The sequence below is a fragment of the Allokutzneria oryzae genome (assembly GCF_042429765.1).
In the GTDB taxonomy this organism is placed as follows: domain Bacteria; phylum Actinomycetota; class Actinomycetes; order Mycobacteriales; family Pseudonocardiaceae; genus Allokutzneria; species Allokutzneria oryzae.
Genome location: NZ_JBHLZU010000033.1, coordinates 301,232 through 322,161 on the forward strand (window position 1 = coordinate 301,232; position 20,930 = coordinate 322,161).

At 70.9% G+C, this 20,930-nt stretch carries 17 protein-coding genes and 1 tRNA gene; 11 read left to right on the forward strand and 7 right to left on the reverse strand.

The window, feature by feature from the left end; all coding sequences use genetic code 11:
- Positions 1 to 79: 79 nt before the first annotated feature.
- The 3 genes from ACFFQA_RS35925 to ssb all read right to left on the reverse strand — a co-directional run bounded on the left by ACFFQA_RS35925 (position 80) and on the right by ssb (position 7,615).
- Complete coding sequence (locus ACFFQA_RS35925; protein ID WP_377862226.1) at positions 80 to 5,356, reverse strand: tetratricopeptide repeat-containing diguanylate cyclase; 5,277 nt, start codon at positions 5,354 to 5,356, stop codon at positions 80 to 82.
- A 15-nt stretch (positions 5,357 to 5,371) separates the two neighbouring features.
- On the reverse strand, positions 5,372 to 7,048 hold the full coding sequence (gene ettA / locus ACFFQA_RS35930; protein WP_377862229.1) for an energy-dependent translational throttle protein EttA: 1,677 nt from the start codon (positions 7,046 to 7,048) through the stop codon (positions 5,372 to 5,374).
- A gap of 93 nt (positions 7,049 to 7,141) precedes the next feature.
- The gene (gene ssb, locus ACFFQA_RS35935) at positions 7,142 to 7,615 is read right to left on the reverse strand and encodes a single-stranded DNA-binding protein (protein WP_377862232.1); all 474 of its coding nucleotides are present in this window, start codon (positions 7,613 to 7,615) and stop codon (positions 7,142 to 7,144) included.
- A 210-nt stretch (positions 7,616 to 7,825) separates the two neighbouring features.
- On the opposite strand from ssb, the gene ACFFQA_RS35940 reads away from it, so the two are divergent.
- The 3 genes from ACFFQA_RS35940 to ACFFQA_RS35950 are packed head-to-tail and all read left to right on the forward strand — an operon-like array spanning position 7,826 to position 10,264.
- Complete coding sequence (locus tag ACFFQA_RS35940) at positions 7,826 to 8,449, forward strand: TetR/AcrR family transcriptional regulator (RefSeq protein WP_377862235.1); 624 nt, start codon at positions 7,826 to 7,828, stop codon at positions 8,447 to 8,449.
- A complete protein-coding gene (locus tag ACFFQA_RS35945) occupies positions 8,446 to 9,438 on the forward strand; it encodes an ATP-binding cassette domain-containing protein (RefSeq protein WP_377862238.1) in 993 nt (330 codons plus the stop codon). The genes ACFFQA_RS35940 and ACFFQA_RS35945 overlap by 4 nt, the downstream gene beginning before the upstream one ends.
- 13 nt (positions 9,439 to 9,451) lie before the next feature.
- A complete protein-coding gene (locus tag ACFFQA_RS35950; protein ID WP_377862241.1) occupies positions 9,452 to 10,264 on the forward strand; it encodes an ABC transporter permease in 813 nt (270 codons plus the stop codon).
- A gap of 7 nt (positions 10,265 to 10,271) precedes the next feature.
- Here the strand turns inward: ACFFQA_RS35950 and ACFFQA_RS35955 are convergent, their stop codons facing one another.
- Positions 10,272 to 12,287 (reverse strand): bifunctional copper resistance protein CopD/cytochrome c oxidase assembly protein, encoded by a 2,016-nt coding sequence (locus tag ACFFQA_RS35955; protein ID WP_377862244.1) that lies wholly within the window; start codon positions 12,285 to 12,287, stop codon positions 10,272 to 10,274.
- A 114-nt stretch (positions 12,288 to 12,401) separates the two neighbouring features.
- Between ACFFQA_RS35955 and ACFFQA_RS35960 the strand changes: the two genes are divergently transcribed.
- The 3 genes from ACFFQA_RS35960 to ACFFQA_RS35970 all read left to right on the forward strand — a co-directional run bounded on the left by ACFFQA_RS35960 (position 12,402) and on the right by ACFFQA_RS35970 (position 14,559).
- Positions 12,402 to 12,475 (forward strand) — tRNA-Arg (locus tag ACFFQA_RS35960).
- Positions 12,476 to 13,133: 658 nt separating this feature from the next.
- Positions 13,134 to 13,412 (forward strand): hypothetical protein, encoded by a 279-nt coding sequence (locus tag ACFFQA_RS35965; RefSeq protein ID WP_377862247.1) that lies wholly within the window; start codon positions 13,134 to 13,136, stop codon positions 13,410 to 13,412.
- Between the two features lie 607 nt (positions 13,413 to 14,019).
- A complete protein-coding gene (locus ACFFQA_RS35970; RefSeq protein WP_377862250.1) occupies positions 14,020 to 14,559 on the forward strand; it encodes a dihydrofolate reductase family protein in 540 nt (179 codons plus the stop codon).
- Here ACFFQA_RS35970 and ACFFQA_RS35975 read toward each other — a convergent pair.
- Positions 14,547 to 14,990 carry a DoxX family protein gene (locus tag ACFFQA_RS35975; RefSeq protein WP_377862253.1) on the reverse strand — a complete coding sequence of 148 codons (444 nt, stop codon included), beginning with the start codon at positions 14,988 to 14,990 and terminating at the stop codon, positions 14,547 to 14,549. The two genes, ACFFQA_RS35970 and ACFFQA_RS35975, sit on opposite strands and share 13 nt — an antisense overlap.
- Positions 14,991 to 15,060: 70 nt before the next feature.
- Positions 15,061 to 15,405, reverse strand: coding sequence for a hypothetical protein (locus ACFFQA_RS35980; RefSeq protein ID WP_377862255.1), 345 nt, complete (start codon positions 15,403 to 15,405; stop codon positions 15,061 to 15,063).
- Positions 15,406 to 15,577: 172 nt separating this feature from the next.
- On the opposite strand from ACFFQA_RS35980, the gene ACFFQA_RS35985 reads away from it, so the two are divergent.
- Entirely contained in the window at positions 15,578 to 16,291 is a 714-nt protein-coding gene (locus ACFFQA_RS35985) for a hypothetical protein (protein WP_377862257.1), read from the forward strand.
- On the opposite strand, the gene ACFFQA_RS35990 is transcribed toward ACFFQA_RS35985, so the two are convergent.
- Positions 16,275 to 16,448 carry a hypothetical protein gene (locus ACFFQA_RS35990; RefSeq protein WP_377862259.1) on the reverse strand — a complete coding sequence of 58 codons (174 nt, stop codon included), beginning with the start codon at positions 16,446 to 16,448 and terminating at the stop codon, positions 16,275 to 16,277. The genes ACFFQA_RS35985 and ACFFQA_RS35990 overlap by 17 nt on opposite strands.
- Positions 16,449 to 16,774: 326 nt before the next feature.
- Between ACFFQA_RS35990 and ACFFQA_RS35995 the strand changes: the two genes are divergently transcribed.
- From ACFFQA_RS35995 to ACFFQA_RS36010, 4 genes are all read left to right on the forward strand, one after another.
- Positions 16,775 to 17,599: a PP2C family protein-serine/threonine phosphatase gene (locus ACFFQA_RS35995; RefSeq protein ID WP_377862260.1), complete on the forward strand. Its 825-nt coding sequence runs from the start codon at positions 16,775 to 16,777 to the stop codon at positions 17,597 to 17,599.
- 319 nt (positions 17,600 to 17,918) lie between these two features.
- On the forward strand, positions 17,919 to 18,749 hold the full coding sequence (locus tag ACFFQA_RS36000; protein ID WP_377862262.1) for an LLM class flavin-dependent oxidoreductase: 831 nt from the start codon (positions 17,919 to 17,921) through the stop codon (positions 18,747 to 18,749).
- Between the two features lie 23 nt (positions 18,750 to 18,772).
- Positions 18,773 to 20,350 (forward strand): MFS transporter, encoded by a 1,578-nt coding sequence (locus ACFFQA_RS36005; protein WP_377862264.1) that lies wholly within the window; start codon positions 18,773 to 18,775, stop codon positions 20,348 to 20,350.
- Positions 20,347 to 20,913, forward strand: coding sequence for an NADPH-dependent FMN reductase (locus ACFFQA_RS36010; protein WP_377862266.1), 567 nt, complete (start codon positions 20,347 to 20,349; stop codon positions 20,911 to 20,913). The genes ACFFQA_RS36005 and ACFFQA_RS36010 overlap by 4 nt, the downstream gene beginning before the upstream one ends.
- Positions 20,914 to 20,930 lie beyond the last annotated feature (17 nt).

Consider the following 20,930-nt stretch of genomic DNA (forward strand, 5'->3'; position numbering starts at 1 on the left):
ACCTCGCGAGGGTAGCTCCCCGAACGCAGTAACCGGGAAGCGGGCGGATGGCCGTCTCGACGCGCCGGGCGACACGCCGTCAGTCGATCGGGCGACCACGATCCGGCGGGGTCCACGGCTGGTCAGGCGCGGAATGGCTCACTCTCGGTCGCGGACGCCCGGCCACCCCTTCGCCGTTGGAGTGATCACCGTCATGCCGGGATTCGGTGTGGGCCGATGCGGCGGTCGGTGGGCGCGGTGCGGCGGCCGGTGGCTGCTCCAGCGGCGGCCGGTGCCGGGCAGAAGGATCTTCGTGGCCCGGCGCCTCCGTTGCGGCGCCGAACGGCGCCCAGTGCTCGCCGGTCCCGTACTCGCCCGGCTCCGGTGGCCGCGGGGACAGCCCGGAGGGCAGCATCGGCGCCGACGGCATGGACAGCGGCGTCCGCTGCGACCGCGCCAGCCAGCCGGTGTCGTAGCCGGACGAGCGGTGTTCGCCGCTCACCGGGGGCCGCCGCCGCTGGTGCTCCGGCGGCGGGGCCGGCTGGTGACCGGAGGTGACGTACGGCGCCGTCCTGGGGGCGTCCGGGGACTCGCCCCAGTACTCCGTGGGCCGGTCCGCGGAGGGCTCCGGGGCCGGTCCCGCCGGCGGCCGCAGGAAGGTCGTCTCCTGGGGCGGTACGGGCGCGGCGGTGGTGTGCTGGTCGCTCCGGGGCGGCCCGCCGGGGAAGACCGTGGTGCGGGCGCCGGGTGTGGGAACCATCGTCGTCGGCTGGGCTCCCACGGGCATGACCGTGGTCTCGGGCGCGGTGGTCTTGGGCGCGGTGGCCGCGGGCGGCGCGGGGACGACGGTGGTGGGCCTGCCGGGCAGGGGCAGCGCTTCGGAGTGGCCGGGAGCGGGCATCAGCGTCGTCGCCGAGTCGGGCGCCGGGACCACCGTGGTCGGCGGAGCACCGTTGGCCGGACGTCGCGGCTCCCCGCCGTCGAGCATGCCGTCCAGGGCGAGCGCGTCCGGCACCGAGGCGTGGTTCGGGTCGTCGTGCTTGGTGCTCTCGTAGGCGACCAGAGCCTCCGCGAGCAGCTCGGCGAGGCCGATTCCCCCCTTGCGACGACGGGACGAGGGGCCTCCGGAGGGAGGGCGCTGCTCCTGCTCCGGTTGCTCCTGCTCCGCGCTCGCAGCCGCTGCGCGACGCTCCGGCTGATCTGCCTCCACTGGCGGCTCAGGCCGCGCCGGACGTTCGCCGGTGGCCTCGTCGAGGGTGCGGCGCTGCACGACCCGCTGGACGGCCAACGAGGGGTTGGTCACGTGGTTCGCCGGGTGCGGGGCGCTCTCGCGCGCCGGGCGGTCCTGTGCGGCCGGGGGCATCGGAGCGTTCGCGGGCGCGGCGGGGGCTTCGGCGGCCGGGCGCGGCGGCTCAGCGGGCGCGGTGCTCGGAACGGCAGGAGCGCCGCTCCCCTGGTCGCTGCTGTCGTGGCCGCCGGTGGGGTGACCGGTGGCCTCCTCGCTGCTGGCCCAGCTCGCGAACTCCGCCGCGAGAGACCTGCGACGGGCGGCCACGCGCAGGGACGGCGTGGGGGGCGGCTCCGGCGCGGGGGCCGCATCGGTCGCGTGCTCGGCCGTCGGGTCCTCGGTCTCCTGGTCCGCGGCCCCGGGCTGCGGGGGTGTCACCGGTGGCGGGGGCGACGGGATCGCGTCCGGGCCCGGCTCGTCCGGGATCGGCTGCGGTTCCGGCACGTCCGGGATGGGGCTCGGCCGTGGGGGCTCGGGCTCCTTCTCGGGCTCGGGCAGGTCCGGGGTCGACGGCGGCTCGGGAACGGTGTCGGCCGGGACCGAGGGCGGCGGAGCGGGCGTGGGCCACGCCGGGAAGCCCTGCGCCCAGCCGCGCGGCGCGGGTCGAGTGACCGGCTCCGGCGTGAGTGGTTGCGGCGCAACGGTTTCGGGCGCAACGGTTTCAGGAACGACGGTTTCGGGCGCGGCTGTCTCCGGCTGCGCCTCGGCGACGGCCACCGGTTCGGGGATGGTCACCGGCTCGGGGGCAGCCGCCGTCTCCTGGACCGGGACCGCCTCGGGTTCCGGCTTCCCGGCTCGTGGCCGCGCGGGCAGGTCGAGGTCACGGGCAGTCAGCACCGGCGGCCAGTCCGCGCGCGCCGCCGGGATGCCGTAGTGGTCGTCCTCGGGTCCCTTCGAAGACGAGACCGGGAGCCCGACGGAGAAGCTGGGGCCGTCGAAGCGGTCGTCCTCCGGCTCGTCCTCGTCCTCCAGCTCCGGTTCGGCCTCGGCGTGGATCTCGGGCTCGGGTTCCGGGTGGGCCACGGGTTCGGACTCGGGCTCGGACTCGAACTCGGCGAGAGCCGGCGGTTCCGGTTCGGGCGCGGCTTCCGGTTCGGGCGCGGCGGCGAACTCGGCCTCGGTCTGGTGCAGCTCGGAGAGGAAGTCATGGGCGGCGACGCGGTCGTACGCCGAGGAGTCGTCGGCGTACTCCACCGGCTCCGTCCAGCCCGCGGGCTCGGCGGTGCCCTCCTCCGGGAGGCCCGGGGTGGGGTCCACCGGCAGGCTCTCGGCCTTGCTGTCCTCGGACATCGCCATGACCTGGGCGAGCAGCTCCGCCACCGAGTCGCGACGGGCCTGTTCGGCGGTGTCCTCCGCGGCGGCGGCCGGTTCGGGCTCGGCGTGGCTCTCGGGCTCGGGTTCGATCTCAGGCTCGGGCTCGGCGAAGGAGGGCAGGACGACCGGGGAGAGCTCCAGCTCGTCCTGTCCCGGATCCGACCAGTCGTCCCGGTACCGCCGGTCCGCGACCTGCTCGGAGTGCGACTCCAGCCGGACCTCTGTGATCTCCACCAGGTCCTCGTCGACGGCGTCCACGGGCTCGACGGCGTGGTGCTCGGCCTCGTGCTCGACGTCGGGGTCCGGCATCGCGGCGAAGCTGACCACCGACGGCAGCAGCGTGCCGGGGAACTCGAACTCCGCGCCGTTGCCCGGCCGCGGCTCCGGCTCTGGCTCGCGCGGGGCGAAGGACTCCAGCTCAGCCGCGGAGTACGACGTCTCGGGCTCGGGGTGGTCGTCGTCGGCGATCACCGGGATCGCGACGGTGGGCGCTTCGAAGAACGCGGGCCGCGGCGACTCGCCGAGCGCGTGGCGGACCTCGTCCTCCAGCTCGATGTCCTCGTCCTCGACGTCCTCGGCCGCGGGATCGAGGGTGGGCCAGAAGGAGCCGCCGCGGCCGGCCTCCAGTGACTCCTCCAGCCGGTAGCTGAAGTCCTCCGGCAGCGCGTAGCCGGGCAACGAGACGACCGGGGTGGCGGGCTCGCTCGGGAGCGGGTCGGCCGCGACCGCATCGTCGAACGCCGCGTCGTCGAACGCTGTCTCGTGCGGGACGGCGTCGGGTAAGGCGGTCTCGCGCAGGTCTGTCTCGCGCAGGTCTGTGTCGTGCGATGCGGTGTCGGGCAGGGCTGTGTCGTGCGGGACAGCGTCGTGCGGGACAGCGTCGTGCGGGACAGCGTCGTGCCGGTCGGCCTCGTACGGGCTCGACTCGGGCAGGAGCGAGGCGGGCAGGGTCGCCTCGGGGAGGGCCGAGTCGGGCAGAGGGGACGCGTCGCGCAGGGGGTCGTCGAGCAGCGGGGTGTCCAGGAACTCGGTGTCCGGGAATCTGGCGTCCGGGAATCTGGCGTCCGGGAATCTCGCGTCCGGGAATCTGGCGTCAGGGAACGCGGTGTCCGGGAGCGAGCTGTCCGGGAGACGGGTGTCGGGGAGCGAGCTGTCCGGGAGACGGGTGTCGGGGAGCGGGCTGGGGGCGGGTTGTTTGGCCTCGGCCAGCGCGCGGTCGGCCTGGGTGAACAGGTCCTCGGGGTGACCACCCGGCCGGTGCTCCGCGACGCCCGCGTTGACCGTCACCGGGAAGCCGATGGCCGTGCGCAGCTGCGCCACCCAGCGCTCCGCCTCGTCGCGGGTGGTGCCCGGGAGCAGGACGGCGAGCTCGTCGCCGTCGACCCTGGCCAGCGTCGCCTCATGGGGCACGCTGCCGCGCACGCGCTCCACCAGGGAGTTGAGCATCTCCTCCTGGCCGGACTCGGCGTCGGAGAGCTGCGGACCGCCGAGGTCGAGCAGTACCAGCGCGTGCGTGTCGGTGACCTGGCCGTCGTTGACCACCGCGTCCAGCCTGCGGCGGAAGCCGCTCTGGCTGAGCAGCCCGGTGACCACGTCCATGTCGATCTCCGCGGAGCCGCGCCCCACGTCGCGGCGGATGCGGCCCCTGCGCAGGGTGGCCGCGACCTGCTCGCGCAGCGAGGTGCCGCTCTCGCCGTGGTCCTGGCCGGGGACCCGGATGGTGCTCAGCCGCTCGATCAGCATCATCCGCACGCCGTGCACCGCGCGCTGGCGGCGGCGCTCGGCGGCGTGCGCGTCCCGGAGGCAGCCGAGCGCCTCGGTGAACTCACCGGTGAGTTCGTAGACGTGGGCCAGCGACTGCAGGCTCTGGGAGAGCAGGGGTTCCGAGCGATGCCTCCTGGCGAGGTGGGCGGTGGCGCGCAGCAGCTCCGCCGCCGTCTCCAGGTTGCCGATCGGCAGGTGTAACCGGGTGGCGAGGGCCAGCTTGAGCCAGCCCACGCTGGAGGCCAGCGGGGACCGCACCGGACGCTCCAGGAACTCCAGAGCGACCCGCTCCGCCTCCGTGCCCCGGTTCAGGTCGAACAACGCGCAGACCTGTTGCAGCACAAGCCTTCCGCTGGCGTAGCCGCTGTCGGCCGCCGGATCGGACAGCTCGCCGAGCAACGCGATGCCCTCCTCGGCGGAGTGCACCGCCGCCGGCAGGTCGCCCCAGCGGCGGTGGTTGCCCGCGGCCACCGCGCGCAGCAGCGACCGCAGGATCACCACGGTGTCGGCTTCGAGCTGGGTGTCCTGCTCGTAGAGCTGGTCGGCCTCGGTGAGCGCCTCGGTCAGCTCGGGCACGCTGCCGAGCCGGGCGAGGCAGTCCACCAGCTGCACCATGGCGGCGCCGCGCAGGCCGGACGGGGCGTCCCCGGCCTCCAGCAGCGGGCGGAGCAGGGCGAAGCCGGTGAGCGGTGTGCCGACCACGCGGGCCGAGTTGGCCAGCTCGATCCGCACCCGCCACCCGAGCTCCACCTCGCCGACCGCCTCCGCCGCCGCCATCGCGGCGATCGCGCGTTCGGCGACGGCGACGCCCTGTCCGAGCCGGTTGAGCGCGAACAGGGCGAGCATCTCGCCACGCAGCCGGGCCCATTCGTCCCCGTGGGCGAGGGCGAGCTCTGCCGCTCGCTCGCCCAGCACCAGGGTCAGTTCGGGCGCACGCCAGCGAAGCCGCCAGGCGGAGGTGACCAGCAACCCCGCTTCGCTGCTTCCCTGGTTCGTGCCACCGGCCGCCACGGTCCCAGTCCCCGCTCAGCCTCTGGTGAGCTTGCGGTGGGTGACGCGGTGCGGGCGCGCCGCCTCCGCGCCGAGCCGGTCGATCTTGTTCTTCTCGTAGCCCTCGAAGTTGCCCTCGAACCAGAACCACTTCGCCGGGTCCTCGTCGGTGCCCTCCCACGCGAGGATGTGGGTGGCGATGCGGTCGAGGAACCACCGGTCGTGGGAGATGACCACGGCGCAGCCCGGGAACTGCTCCAGCGCGTTCTCCAGCGAGCCCAGGGTCTCGACGTCGAGGTCGTTGGTCGGCTCGTCGAGCAGGATCAGGTTTCCGCCCTGCTTCAGGGTCAGCGCGAGGTTGAGGCGGTTGCGCTCACCGCCGGAGAGCACGCCCGCGGGCTTCTGCTGGTCGGCGCCCTTGAAGCCGAACGCGCCGACGTAGGCCCGCGAGGGCATCTCCACGTTGCCGACCTGGATGTAGTCCAGGCCGCCCGAGACGACCTCCCAGACGTTCTTCTGCGGGTCGATGCCGCCGCGGTTCTGGTCGACGTAGGACAGCTTGACCGTCTCGCCGACCTTCACGTCGCCCTCGTCGGCCTTCTCCAGCCCGACAATGGTCTTGAACAGCGTGGTCTTGCCGACGCCGTTGGGCCCGATCACGCCGACGATCCCGTTGCGCGGCAGGTTGAACGACAGGCCGTCGATCAGCACCCGGTCGCCGAAGCCCTTGACCAGGTTGTCGACCTCGACGACGACGTTGCCCAGGCGCGGGCCCGGCGGGATCTGGATCTCCTCGAAGTCCAGCTTCCTGGTCTTCTCGGCCTCCGCGGCCATCTGCTCGTAGCGCTCCAGGCGGGCGCGGGACTTGGTCTGCTTGGCCTTGGCGTTGGAGCGGACCCACTCCAGCTCGTCCTTGAGGCGCTTGCGCAGCTTGGCGTCCTTCTTGCCCTCGACCGCCAGCCGCTCGGCCTTCTTCTCCAGGTAGGTGGAGTAGTTGCCCTCGTAGGGGTGGGTGCGGCCGCGGTCGAGCTCCAGGATCCACTCGGCGACGTTGTCCAGGAAGTACCGGTCGTGGGTGACGGCGAGGACGGCGCCCGCGTAGGAGGCCAGGTGCTGTTCGAGCCACAGCACGCTCTCGGCGTCCAGGTGGTTGGTGGGCTCGTCGAGCAGCAGCAGGTCCGGCTTGGACAGCAGCAGCTTGCACAGCGCGACACGGCGGCGCTCACCACCGGAGAGCGTGTTGACCGGCGAGTCCGGCGGGGGGCAGCGCAGGGCGTCCATCGCCTGCTCCAGCTGGGAGTCCAGGTCCCACGCGTCGGCGTGGTCCAGCTCCTCCTGGAGCTTGCCCATCTCCTCCATCAGCTCGTCGGAGTAGTCGGTGGCCATCTGCTCGGCGATCGCGTTGAAGCGGTCGAGCTTGACCTTGATCTCGCCGACGCCCTCCTCGACGTTGCCGAGGACGGTCTTCTCCTCGTTCAGCGGCGGCTCCTGCTGGAGGATGCCGACCGTGTAGCCCGGGGCGAGGTAGGCCTCGCCGTTGTTGGGCTGATCCAGGCCGGCCATGATCTTCAGCACGCTCGACTTGCCGGCGCCGTTCGGGCCGACGACGCCGATCTTGGCACCAGGCAGGAACTGGATGTAGACGTCATCGAGGATGACCTTGTCCCCGTGTGCCTTGCGCACCTTTTTCATGGTGTAGATGTACTCGGCCATAACCGCGATCGTATCCGTCCTGTCGGTGCCTGATTGACCCGCGACCCCGCCACGGCGGCGCCATGGCCGGGTGGTGCGCGGACATAGTCTGGATCACACGGGATACAGGGATCCCGCCGCCTCGGGGACCTCGACGTCCCCAGGCTCCCGGAGTTCGACCACACCGTCCGCGGCCGGGCCTTGCCCATCAGGATCCACGATGCCACCGCGGCGCACGCGCCGGACCCTCGCCGTGCTGCGCGCGAGGTCCGGTCCGACCGCGTCGGCCTCCAGCTCCACCACGGACCTGCGCTGGCCGTCGGCCTCCCACTCCCTGGTGCGCAGCCTGCCGCTGACGATCACCGGGTCGCCCTTGTGCAGCGAGTGCGCCACCCCGGCACCGAGCTCGCCCCAGCACTGCACGGACAGGAACAGCTGGTCGGCGTCCACCCACTCGCCGGTGGCCTTGTCGAGCCTGCGCCGGGTGCTGGCCACGCGGAACCCGACGACGTTCGCGCCGGATCTCGTCGTGCGGCGCACGGGGTCGGTGACCACGTTGCCGATCACCGTCGTCTTCGCTTCGTTCATCTCCGCCTCCGGTCGAGTGCTGCTGGCCGTTCCAGGGTGGGCCGGGCGGGGCGGGCGCGGGGCGCGCCGGGACGGATCTGTGGACAACGGGGATCGATGGGGACAACCCGGCGGACGAGGGCGTCCTGGACCGGGCCACCGTCGGGGTCACGTGCTAAGAACCTTGACTTCGCCTTGACTGAGTGAGGACTCACTCATAAGTTGCCGGGCATGCCGGTCGCCAGCCAGCGTCGCCGACGCGCACCCGCGATGAGTCCCGAGGACCGCAGGGACTCGATCGTGCGCGCGACGCTGCCGCTGCTGGCCGAGCACGGCGGCAACGTCACGACCAGCCAGATCGCCAGGGCGGCCGGCATCGCCGAGGGCACCGTCTTCCGGGTCTTCTCCGACAAGAAGGAGCTGATCGGCGCGTGCCTGGAGGCCGCGTTCCGGCCGGACCCGCTCGCCGAGGAGCTCACCGCGATCCCGGTGTCGGACAACCTGGAGCGGACCCTGGTGCACGCGGTGCGGGCGATCGGGGCGCACGTCGACCGGCTCGGCTCGCTGATGCAGGGGCTGGCCGCATCCGGCTACCGCCAGGACGACGGCGAGGACACCGACGAGCACGGCACCATGCGCCACCTCGGCCCGATCAGCGAGGCGCTGTCGGCCCTGCTCGCACCGCACGACCGGGCGCTGCGGCTGGGCGCGGAGCGCTCGACCGGCTACCTGATCGGCCTGGTCTTCGTCGACCGCCTCGCCGGCCGCTTCGGCGGCACGACCGCAGCGCCCGAGGAACTCGTGGACCTCTTCCTGCGTGGAGCAGGCAGCACGAAGGAAGGACCGCCGGCATGACCGAGCTGATGATCGACGCCGTCCGGATCACCAAGAAGTTCGCCAAGATGACCGCGCTGGACGGCGTGGACCTCCAGGTGCCCAAGGGCACGGTGATGGGCCTGCTCGGCCACAACGGCGCGGGCAAGACCACCCTGGTCAACATCCTGTCCACGCTGAGCACGCCGACATCGGGCACGGCGCGGGTGGCGGGCTACGACGTGCTCACCCACGGCCACGACGTGCGCGGCCGGATCGGGCTGACCGGGCAGTTCGCCTCGGTGGACGAGCAGATCACCGGGATGGACAACCTGGTGCTGATCGCCCGGCTGCTCGGAGCGGGCAAGCGGGAGGCGCGGCAGCGGGCCGAGGAGCTGCTGGAGGTCTTCGACCTGACCGCGGCGGGCGGGCGCAAGGCGCAGACCTACTCCGGCGGCATGCGGCGGCGGCTGGACCTGGCCGCCAGCCTGGTCGGCCACCCGGACGTGATCTTCCTCGACGAGCCGACCACGGGCCTGGACCCGTCCAGCCGCAACAGCCTGTGGGAGATCGTCGAGCGGCTGGTCCGCGAGGGCACCACGGTGCTGCTGACCACGCAGTACCTTGAGGAGGCCGACCGGCTGGCCGACCGGATCACCGTGCTGGCCTCCGGCAGGATCGTGGCCGCGGGCACCGCCGACGAGCTCAAGGGCGACATCGGCACCCGCACGATCATGCTGACGCTGGCCCACCCCGGCGACGTCACGGTGGCGATGGACGCGCTGAGACGGGCCGGGCTGCACCCCTCGCACGACGTCACCCGGCGCAAGATCTCCTCCCCCGCCGCGGCGTCGACGGACCTGATCCTGGCGGTTCGCGCGCTGGACCGGGCCGGGGTGATGGTCACCGAGCTCGGCATGTCGGAGCCGTCGCTGGACGACGTCTACCTGGCCCTGAACCACGACCCCAAAGCCGACATCGAGAACGCCAACGCCGTCACCCAGATCATCAAAGCCATCTCCGCGGCGTGAGTAGGAGCACACGTTGAGTTCGTCGTCCCTCGCGCCCGCGGCCCAGAACCGGGCCTGGCGGGGCAGCAGCCTGATCACGCAGGTGCTGGTGCTCACCGGCCGCTCGCTGCGCAGCGTGCTGCTCGACCCGAAGAACCTGCTGTTCACGCTGCTGACGCCACTGATGATGCTGTTGCTGTTCAGCCAGGTCTTCGCCAACGTCGCCAACACCCCTGGCTTCCCCAAGGGCGTCAGCTACATCAACTTCCTGATGCCGGCGACGCTGGTCACCACGGCCCTGTCCGCGGCGATGACCGCGGGCGTCGGCTTCGTCAACGACCTGCGCAACGGCGTGCTGGCGCGGTTCCGGGCGCTGCCGATCAACGGCGGCTCGGTGCTGGCCGCGCGCAGCCTCGCCGACCTGGTGCGCAGCGCGGTGCAGCTGATCATCATGATCATCGCCGCGGTCGCGCTGTTCGGCTTCACGCCCAAGGGTTTCGGCGTGGTCGGCGCGCTGCTGCTGGCCCTGGTCGTCGGTTGGGGCCTCGGCTGGCTGTTCCTGGCCGTCGCGACCTGGATGCGCAACCCCGAGACGCTGCAGATGTTCACCTTCCTGGCGATGTTCCCGCTGATGTTCGGCTCCAGCGCGTACATGCCGCTCGACGGCCTGCCGGGCTGGATGCAGGTGGTCGCGACGGTGAACCCGCTGACCTACGCGATCGACGCCTCCCGCGAGCTGACGCTCCAGGGCACGCTGAGCTCGACCGCGTTCACCTCGGTCGGCATCAGCCTGGTGATCGCGGCGGGCGGCATGGTGTTCGCGGCCAAGGGCTTCCGCAGGCAGTGACAGCGACTCACCGGTCGCGTTCGGCCAGGCGGGCGAGCATCTCGTTGTAGGCGTTGAGGTCGGCGTCGCCGTCGGCGTCGGCCCTGCGGTCGCTGCGCTTGGCCTCGCGCTCGTCGTCGCGGGCCCACTGCACGAGCAGCGCGATCACAACGACCAGCAGCGGGATCTCACCGGAGGCCCACGTCAGGCCGCCGCCGAGGCGCTGGTCGGTGAGCATGTCGGTCACCCACGGCAACGCGAGCTGGGCGTAGAAGTCCTGGCCGATGACGTACTGGGCGCTCATCAACGCGATGCCGAAGAACGCGTGGAACGGGATCGCGGCGAACAGCAGCCCGAGCCGCCCCAGCGGTGGCAGCCTGCGCGGCGACGGATCGATACCGACCACCGGCCAGTAGAAGACGTAACCGGCGATCATGAAGTGCAGGTTCATCGCCAGGTGCGCCCAGTGCTCCGGCAGCGCCGCGTCGAAGAGGCCGGAGAAGTACAAGCCGTAGAAGGACCCGACGAACAGCACGAGCGCGACGATCGGATGCGTGAGGAACCGGCTCACCGGCGAGTTGACGAAGGCCAGCAACCACTCACGCGGTCCAGGCGGGGCCTGCTTGCCCGCCGGGGGGATCGCGCGGAGCGCGAGGGTCATGGGACCGCCGAGGACGAGCAGGATCGGCGCCAGCATCGACAGCAACATGTGGTTGCCCATGTGCACGCTGAACATCGCGGGGGCGTAGCGGCCGATACCGCTCGACGTCGCGATGAGGATCGTCGCGCAACCGCACAGCCACGCGATCGTCCGGCCCACGGGCCACTGGTCGCCGCGCTTGCGCAGTCGCCGCACTCCAGCCAGGTAGAGCACGGCCAGCACCAGCGACGCCGTACCGAAGACGAGGTCGAACCTCCAGTCGAACACCAGGTTGAGCAACGTGGGCGGACCGTCGAGGGTGTAGCCGATGAGCACCTCGGTGCGGGTCAGCACCGGCGCCTCGTTGGGCGGCGGAGTGCTGCCGAGCGCGACACCGATGCCCACGGTCGCGAGCATCATCAGCACTTCGAGGCCGCCGATGCGCAGCAGTGTGGCGCGTGAGGCGTCCTCCGAGACGGCCTTGACGCCGCGCTGGCGCTGGAACTGCCCGAAGACACCGAGAACGCCGAGCGCGACGACCTTCGCGACCAGCAGCAAGCCGTAGGTGGTGGTGAACAGGTCCGCCAGTGGCAACCGCACCAAGCCGTTGATCACGCCGGAGACCGCCATGACCAGCCAGCAGACGAGTGCGACCTTGGAGAAGCGGGAGTAGGCCAGCCCGAGGTTGTCGCCGCGGCGGCGGGCGTGGGCGATCAGCGCGACGAGGCCGCCGACCCACAGCGACATGGCCACCAGGTGGTAGATCAGGCTGTTGGTGCCGACGTCGTGCGAGCCACCGGTGGCGGAGTGGCCGGTGACCGCGACGGGCAGGAGCGACACCAGCGCGAGCGCGAAAGAGGCGACGGTCCAGCCCCACGAGAGCACGACGCGGGTCACCAGCGCGAGTACACCGGTCAGCAGCGCGGTGAACACCCACGCCTTCGCCTGTTCCAGCACACCGATGAACGAGAAGAGCGACCCGGAGGTCAGGATCTCGGTGACCGGCTTGCCAACGGCGTTGGCCACGAACAGCGGCACGGTCAGCGTGGCGCCGACGAACCAGGCCAGCGCGCCCCAGGCCCCGAGCCGCAGCGCGGCCCACCCGTCCGCCGAGAGCCTGCCGGTGCGCTGCTGGCCGACCATGAACGCGGCGAACATCAGCGAGCCGACGCACAGCACCGCGCCCGCCTCGGCGAGCGCCCTGGCCATCGGCAGGGCGAGCCGGGTGAACTGGCCGGGATCAGGGAGACCGAACCGGATCAGCTCCTCGCCCGGTGAGAGCGCGGTGAGCGCGGCGGCCACGACCAGAGCCAGCAGGACGGCGGGCGACACCAGCGCCGCGATGCCGGCGGCGCGGCCGCGGACCGGGGCCGGGCCGGGCTCGGCGGTAGGGGCTTCAGGCACTCGTCGAGCCTAAGCCGTGACGCGGATCGCCCCGCCTCACCGGTCCGGGTTGGCGGATCAGGCGCGAACCACACGGACGCAACAGTTACTCTTCACCCGGCGCGCGAGCGCTCGGCCTCCATAGCTCAGCTGGATAGAGCAACAGACTTCTAATCTGTCGGTCGCAGGTTCGAGTCCTGCTGGGGGCGCTCCTCGGTGTCGTACGGCACCGCGTTCGGACTCCGCGCGGGTCACCCGGCTGGACGCGCCCAGTCGGGGGATCCGCCGGATCAGCGCCATCGGCGGCTCGCGGGACCGTTCCCCCGAACGCGCGCCGCCAAATGCCGATCCAGACCTCGCTTGCCACTCGCGCAAGAATTCGCCCGGAGTCCCGCTCCGTCCGCGCGCCGGAAAACCTCAAGACACCCGCACTGAGCCCCCCGTGCTGCGAACTGTCCGTTTCGCACGGTGAACGGCACCTCTTTGCCGCACCCGCACACCAATATCCCTAGACACATTCCCGGCGGAGAGCACAGGAACGGGGAAGGGGAATCGCGCCGCCCCGAAGGCACCCTGACAAACGTCACAGAAAAAACCGTGCATGCACATGAAAGATCTCCCTGCAGGCGGGTATTCCCCGCAGGAGCATGCGCCACGCAATTCCCCACTTTGATGCTTTGTCGTGGCGAGCGAAAATCCACCACTTCAGACCGGATCACCGCGTTTCGTCCACTAGCCGACCGGTGCGCGCACTTCGCCGCTACCACGGGATTCGCTGTGGCGGACGCGACTCTCCCCTGGGCAGACTCCGCTCAACCCAGCCGAATCCGCGGCCGATCACATCGGCTGCTCGCACGAGAAACCCGCGTGTACGTGAACCTTGAACCCCGTCACCCCGCCGAGCCGACTTCCCAGGGGCGGGAGCCCGCGCAGCGGCACCCCACGACGTGGCTCGCGTTTTTCTGGGACCTGGCCGGGGACCGGAACCGACTGACAGGACTGGCGTTCCTCGCCGTCGTGGTCGGAGTGGTCGGCTTCTTTCTCGACTCCTGGGCATACCCGGTCGCGGCCGTGGCGACGCCGGTCATGTGCGCGTACATCAGAAGACGACAGGGAAAGGCGTCCAACGAGAACAAGTCCTCATGAACCGGAGTTCGGTCGCGACACCAGTTTCTCCAGATCCGTGACCGCCTCGTCGAGGTCGGGCCGGGCGAGCACGGCGCGCTCGGCCTGCTTCGCCCCATCAGCGGCCTCCGGGACCAGGGCTGCGGCACGTGTGGCACCAGGTGGGCGTTCGGCGGAACCGTGATGTCGGTGACATCCAGGCCCGCCGTCGGGGCGATCTCGCCCTGCTCGCGGAGCGGGACCGTCAAGGCCGTGCCCAGCGCCGCGAGCACCAACGGGCGCTCCGACCGACGTTCACCTGGTCGAGTGAGAATCGGTTGCCGGCAGGCGGGGCGGCGACGTTGACGAAACCGCTGGGCAGCGGCACGAACGGGACACCGAGGCGGGCCGCGACCAGGACCTCGTGGCGCCCTGGCGGTCGGAACCAACGGTCGGGTGTGTGACGGCGCACAGCACCCGCAAGGAGGCTCCTCGCGGGATCGGGGCGGCTCTCCGGTCTCCCGAGAACCGTCGTGCCGTACCCCGCTCCTTGCCCCAAGGTGCAGGGTGGCGCGGATCACATCAGTCGCCGATGAGTTCGGCGGGTGACGCAGGTCCACATTGGCGAGACCACACAGGAGGCAACACCATGAGCAGGATCGTCCACTTCGTCCACCAGTCCGCCGACGGGTTCATCGAGGGGCCGAACGGGGAGTTCGACTGGCCCACCATGGGCCCGGAGCTGTCGGCGTACTCCCGGAGCCTGTCCGAGAGCGCGGACGCGTTCCTCTACGGGCGCGTGGTGTGGGAGATGATGTCGAGCTTCTGGCCGAAGGCCGAGGAGCACTCGACCGACGAGCACGACCTCGCGTTCGCCCCGCTCTGGCGCGAGGCCCCGAAGGTCGTGGTGTCCAGGACGCTCACGGCCGCGGACTGGAACACGCGGGTGGTCAGCGACGTCGCCGAGCTGTCCGCGCTCGACCAGGAGCTGGTGCTGTTCGGCGGCTCGGAGCTGGCGGCCAGCCTCACCGAGCACGACCTGGTCGACGAGTACCAGATCTTCGTGCACCCGGTCGTGCTCGGCGGTGGCAAGCCGGTGTTCAAGGACCCCGGCAAGCGGTTCGACCTGCGCCTGGCCGAGTCGCGCGTGTTCGACTCGAACGTCGTGCTGCTGCGCTACCAGCGCTGACGGCGGGCGAGGACCGCGTCGAGGCTCGCCTTGCCCGCTCCGGCGCAGACCAGCCACGCCAGCAGGCAGATCAGCAGCCATTCCGGCGCGTAGAAGAGGTTGCTGGGGAAGTTCCACGCGTCGGGGTACCTGGCCAGCAGCGGCGGAACGATCGCCGTGGCCAGCGCCCCGGCCATCGTGGCCGCCAGCAGCGCGGCCGCCAGCCTGGTGCCGATGCCGAGCATCAGGGCCAGGCCACCGGCGAGCTCCACGACCGCGACCGCCGGGGCGGCGAAGCCCGGCACGGGAATGCCGAGCTGGTGGAACTCCTCGGTGAAGGCGCCGAGCCTGCCGAGTTTGCCCACCGCTCCGCTGGCGAACATGAACCCAACGGTGAGCCTGGCCACCAGGTTGGGCAGCCAGGCGAGGTTGTCGAGCTTCCGGGTATTCATGAGGATCTCCGTAAAAGGGCGTTGTCCAGCACACCGGAATTCCGGTGAGGTCACGTGTTGTTCGCAGAATCTAAATTCGCAACACGGACAGGACGAGAAGATCCACGGAATGGGGTGTTCCCCTGGGTTGTGGGCGGATGGCGGGCGTTGACGACGGTGGGATCCGGTCGTCAACGAGCAGCGGAACCGCCTTCTCCCAGTTCGGCGCGGCCACAGTCGCGCTGACCTGGGGTCTTGCGTCCCCGATCGAGCACTCCGGCTGGGGATGTCCGGAGAACTGGGTCCCCGCCGCCTTGGCGGCGGCCACGCTCACCGGGCACGGCGCGGGGCCGGCGAAAGGCACGGCGGCGAGGAGGAGGACGACGAGGACCGTGAATACCACCGGGGCGGCGGCCAGTGCCCTCTCGCGTCTCATCGCGTGGAGGCTATCACCTGTCGTTCCGCCGACTCGGCGCGTTACGGCGGAACGGAAATCGTGACTTCGCCTGCTGGCGGCATCCCCTTTTTCGCTTAGTCTCCCCCGGAGGGGAGAAACGCCTTTTCGGCCGGAGTCGATTGCCTCGGCAGGACCAAGCCGAGGAGAGAACATGACCGTCACCCGGATCCACCCGGCCCGCGCGAAGTTCGGCGGCCTCGCCCTCACCTCGTTGATCCTCGGGATCGTCGGGGTCTGCGGCTCACCGGTCGTCTTCGTCAACAACGCGACCGCCATCGCGGCCGGGGTCGGGGTGGTGCTCGGCGCGATCGCGTTGTTCGGTTCGAAGAAGGCCATGGCCGGGATCGGCGTCGTGCTGTCCGTCCTCGCGATCGTGTTCACCGTCGTCGCGCAGAACGCGGCGGTGCGCGAGCTGGAGGAGATCTTCACCGGCTCGGCGGACCAGGGGACGCCCGGCACCGCTCAGACGTCGACCTGGGGCAAGCGCCACACCTGGAAGGACGGGCTCGCGGTGGAGGTCTCCGCGCCCGCCGCCTGCACACCGGGGCAGTCCTCGGCCCCGTCGAACATCGAGCGGGCCGTGAAGTTCACCATCACCGTCACCAATGGGACAGACAAGCCCTTCGACGCCGCCTTGCTGACCGTGGGCGGCGACGCGCAGTTCAACGGGAGGAAGGCCGAGGCCGTCTTCGACCACAGCGGCGGGTGCGGCGGCAACGGCGGCTTCGAGTCCGCGACCGTGCTGCCCGGCAAGACCTACACCTACGAGACCTCCTACGCCGTCGGCGCGCAGCCCGGCGAGATGCAGCTGGCGTTGCGGCCCAGCTTCACGGCGGACAAGGCGGTGTTCATCGGACAGGCCTGACCGACCGGCGCTCGTCCTCGCGCGGAGATCCGGGCGTCTCCTGGCCGCAGGGGCAGTCCTTCGGGCAACGCCCGGATCTCAGCTCGGTGATCACCACGTTCGGCAGGGCGATGCCCACGGCGACCGCGATCGCGACCAAAACGATGTCCAAGGTCATCAGTCCGGCTCCCTCCGTCACCCCAGGAGGCGTGCAACCGGACTGAACAATGTTCACCGCCGCTCGGCTGTCGTGAGAAGCCGGAGGTGAGTGGCGCGGAACGCGGTCGCCACCGGCCTTCTCGGGCGCGCGGCGATGCGGCGTCGGGCACCGGACCGGCGTGCCCTCACCCCGAGCCGGTCCACGCCGCGAGACCATGGGGAAGGGGTCTGACACCATCGGGGACGACCGACGACAAACTTGATCAACTTCTCGCGCAACTACCCAGTTCCCACAACGTCCTCTTTGTGTGGTCCGCGAGTTTCACCGACGAGGGGGCATCGGCCATGACGAGTGAGCTGAGGGGGCAGGACCGGGTCGAGCTCGACCTCGGCGCCGTCGCCGGGGTCAGCGACCGCGGCCTGCGGCACCACCGCAACGAGGACGGGATGGCGGTGCGCCGGGTCACCCGGTCGGCCGAGGTCATCGCGGTGGTCTGCGACGGGGTGTCCACTTCGGACCGACCGGACGAGGCCTCCCGCACGGCCTCGACCACCGCCGCCGACGTGCTGCTGGAGGCGCGCGACTCGGGTGAGGACCCGATCACCGCGACCCGGCGCGCGATCACCGCGGCCGCCGAGGCGGTCGCCGCGCTCGAACGGCCCAAGGAGGAGAGCGAGACCGGGCGGCCACCCGCGTGCACCTTCGTCTCGGCGGTGGTCACCGACGAGACGATCACGATCGGCTGGGTCGGCGACAGCCGCGCCTACTGGCTCACCGCGCCCGCGGAGAAGTCCGCCTGCATGACCCTGGACGACGCGTGGGCCGCCCAGATGGTCGCCGCCGGGCACCTCACCGAGGAGGAGGCGCACAACCACCGGATGGCCCACGTGCTGATGGCGTGGCTGGGCGCGAACGCCGGTGAGATCCGGCCGCACGTGGTCACCTTCCGCCCGCAGGGGCCCGGGGTGGTCGTGGTGTGCACCGACGGGCTGTGGAACTACGTGCCGTCGGCGGAGGAGCTGGCGGAGATCACGCTCTCCGACTCGCTGGACTCGCCGCTGGACGCCGCCAGGGTGCTGACGCAGCGCGCGCTCGACGACGGCGGCCGCGACAACATCACCGTCGTCGTGGTGCCCTTCCCCCAGGGCCACGCCGGGCAGCGCCCCTGACCCGCTCGGACGAGGACCCCCGGGTCGCCCGCCACCACCGCGGGGGTTTCGCGTTTTGTAGGCATAGCGCGATTTGGGAGCGCTCTCTTTCGCAATATGCCTACAAAACGCGAGTTCTGGCCACGCCGGCCCAGGTGGCGGTCACGACGTGCGGGACACGAATAACCAGTCGCGACCTGGGGCGACGGCGGGATAGGTTCGGAGCACTCCACGAAGTCGCTCCCTGGAAGTACGCCGCAGAACGGGGGCAGCGTCGCCGGTCGCGACGCCACGGAAGGGCGGCACCTGTGTTCGCCATGCCCTTCCGGAGGAAGTTCTCATGCACATCGGTCTTGGCCTGCCCATCGCCGACCCCCGCGCCCTGCTCACGTGGGCGCGCCTGGCCGACGCGGGGCCGTTCCGCACGCTCGGCCTGCTCGACCGCGTCGTCTACGGCAATCCCGAGCCCCTGGTCACCCTCGCCGCGCTGGCCGGAGCCACCACCCGGATCCGGCTGCAGACCGAGGTGCTGATCACGCCCGTTCGCGAGACCTCGTTGCTGGCCAAGCAGTGCGCCACGCTCGACCGGATGTCCGACGGACGGTTCACGCTCGGCGTCGGGCTCGGCGGCCGTGAGGACGACTACCGCGTCACCGACACCTCGTTCGTCCACAAAGGACGTCAGCTGGACGCGCAGATGGCTCTGCTCAAGCAGATCTGGTCCGGCAAGGAGATCGGGCCGAAACCGTCCCGGCCGATCGAGGTGCTCTTCGGCGCCTTCGCCCCCGCCGCCATCGAACGGATCGCGCGCTGGGGTGATGGCCTGCTGTGCGCCGCGTCCCTTGACTACGCGGGAGATCTGGTCGCGATGCTGCACTCCTCGTGGGAGCGCGCCGAACGCCCCGGCCGTCCGCGACTGGTGGGGCAGGTCAACGTCGCGCTCGGCCCCGACAGCGTCGTGGAGCAGGCGAAGCGGGAGATCACCGGCTACTACTCGTTCTCGCCGCGCGCGTCTTCCATCGCTGAACGGCTGATCACCACTCCGCACGGGATCAGGGACGCGGTGAGCGGCTTCGCCGACCTGGGCGCGGACGAGGTGATCCTGTACTGCTGGTCGCCCGCCGCCGGGCAGGTCGAGGACCTCGCGAGGCTCGCGGTTGACCTTAACTAACGTTGAGGTTGCACGGTGGGCGCATGACGACGACGGAAGCCGCGAGCCCGTTGACCCACCGGCGGATCAGGGCCGTGGTCATCGGGCTGCTCATCGGCACCTTCCTCGGCGCGCTGGACACCATGATCATGGTGACCGCGATGCGCACCATCGCCGACGAGCTGCACGGCCTGACCATGCAGGCATCGGTGACCACGGCCTACCTGATCGCGTCGATGATCTCGATGCCGTTGTACGGCAAGCTCTCCGACATCTACGGCCGGAGACGGCTCTACCTGGCCGGGATCTCGGTCTTCCTGCTCGGCTCGCTGCTGTGCGCGCTCGCCGGGGACATGGGCCAGCTCGCCCTCTTCCGGGCCGTCCAGGGTCTCGGCGGCGGCGGGCTGATGGCGTTGGCGCTGGCCGCGATCGCGGACATGGTGCCGTCGGAGCAGCGCACGCGCTGGCAGGCGCTGTTCGGGTTCTCCTTCGCCGCGGCCAGCATCAGCGGGCCGGTGCTCGGCGGACTGTTCGCGGGCATGGACAGCTTCCTGGGTATCGACGGCTGGCGTTGGCTGTTCCTGGTCAACCTGCCGATCGGGCTGGTCACCATGGCCGTGGTCGGAAAGCTGTTCACGGTGCGCACGCCGCGCCTGGCGCAGTCGGTGGACTACTGGGGCGCGATCGCGCTCGCGACCGGCCTCGTGCCCCTGCTCCTGCTGGCCGAACAAGGCCGCGAATGGGGCTGGACCTCACCGGCCTCGCTGTCGCTCGCCGCGGTCGGCGTGCTCGGGCTCGCGGTGTTCGCCCGCGTCCAGGTGCGCAGGCAGGACTCCGCCTTGCTGCCGCCGAAGTTGTTCAGGGACAAGGCTTTCACCCTGATCAACCTGGTGAACTTCCTCGGTGGGGTCGGGGTCTTCACCGCGCTGGCGTTCGTGCCGCTGTACCTCCAGATCGTGCAGGGCCTGAGCCCGACTGCTGCCGGCTTGCTGATGCTGCCGCAGTCACTGGCGACGATCACCGGCTCCAGGATCGTCGGACCGTTGCTGGGCAAGGGGATGCGCTACAGCCGCGTGCTGGCGGCCGGCCTCGGCCTCTCCGGGAGCGCGTACCTGGCGCTGAGCCTCGCGGGCCCGGCGACGCCGATGGCGCTGATCACCGTTCTGGTGCTGGCCAACGGGGTCGGCGGCGGGATGTTCTTCCAGGTCGTGCTCGTCACGTTGCAGGACGCGGTCGAACCACAGGACCTCGGCGTCGCCAGCAGCCTCTCCGGCTTCTCGCGGCAGCTCGGCGGTGTCGCGGGCACGGCCGTCTTCCTGTCGCTGGTGTTCAGCACCGCGAGCGAACGCATCACCAGGCTCTTCAACGAATCCCTTGCCAGTGAACAGTTCCGCGCACTGGTCGCCGCGGACCCGCTTGCCCGATCTGTGATCGACCGGCCCGGCGGCGTGGACCTCAACGACACGTCGTTCCTCAGCCTGCTCGACCCGCGCGTGGCCGCCCCGGTGGTCGAGGGCATGTCCAGCGCGATGAACACCGTCTTCCTCAGCATCGGCCTCGTGGTGGTTCTCGCCGCGGCGCTCGCTCTGTCCATCACACCGTCCAGAAAGGACACTCCATGAGCACCATCCGCCTGGCCGTCATCATCGGCAGCACCAGGGAGGGCCGCCGCGCCGACGTGGTCGCGGGCTGGTTCGTCAAGCAGGTCGAGCAGCGCGCGGAGTTCGACGTGGAGGTGGTCGACCTCGCCGAACCGTTGCTGGGCGAGCGGCACCCGAACGGCTCGACCCCGGAGCTCGACCGGTTCAACGAGCGCATCGCGGAGGCGGACGCTTTCGTGGTGGTGACACCGGAGTACAACCACGGCTACCCGGCATCGCTGAAGTTCGCGGTCGACTCGTGCTACTACGGCTGGCAGGCCAAGCCGGTCGGCTTCGTCTCCTACGGCGGGATCTCCGGCGGCCTCCGCGCGGTGGAGCAGCTGCGCCAGGTCTTCGCCGAGCTGCACGCGGTCTCGGTGCGCGACACGGTGAGCTTCCACAACGTGTTCGGGGCCTTCGACTCCCAGGGCGTCCCGCACAGCTCCGATGAGGTGAACACGGCGGCGAAGACCATGCTGGACCAGGTCCAGTGGTGGTCGGAGACACTGCGGGACGGTCGCGCCAAGCGCCCCTACAACTCCTGACGAGAAGGGCCCGGTGT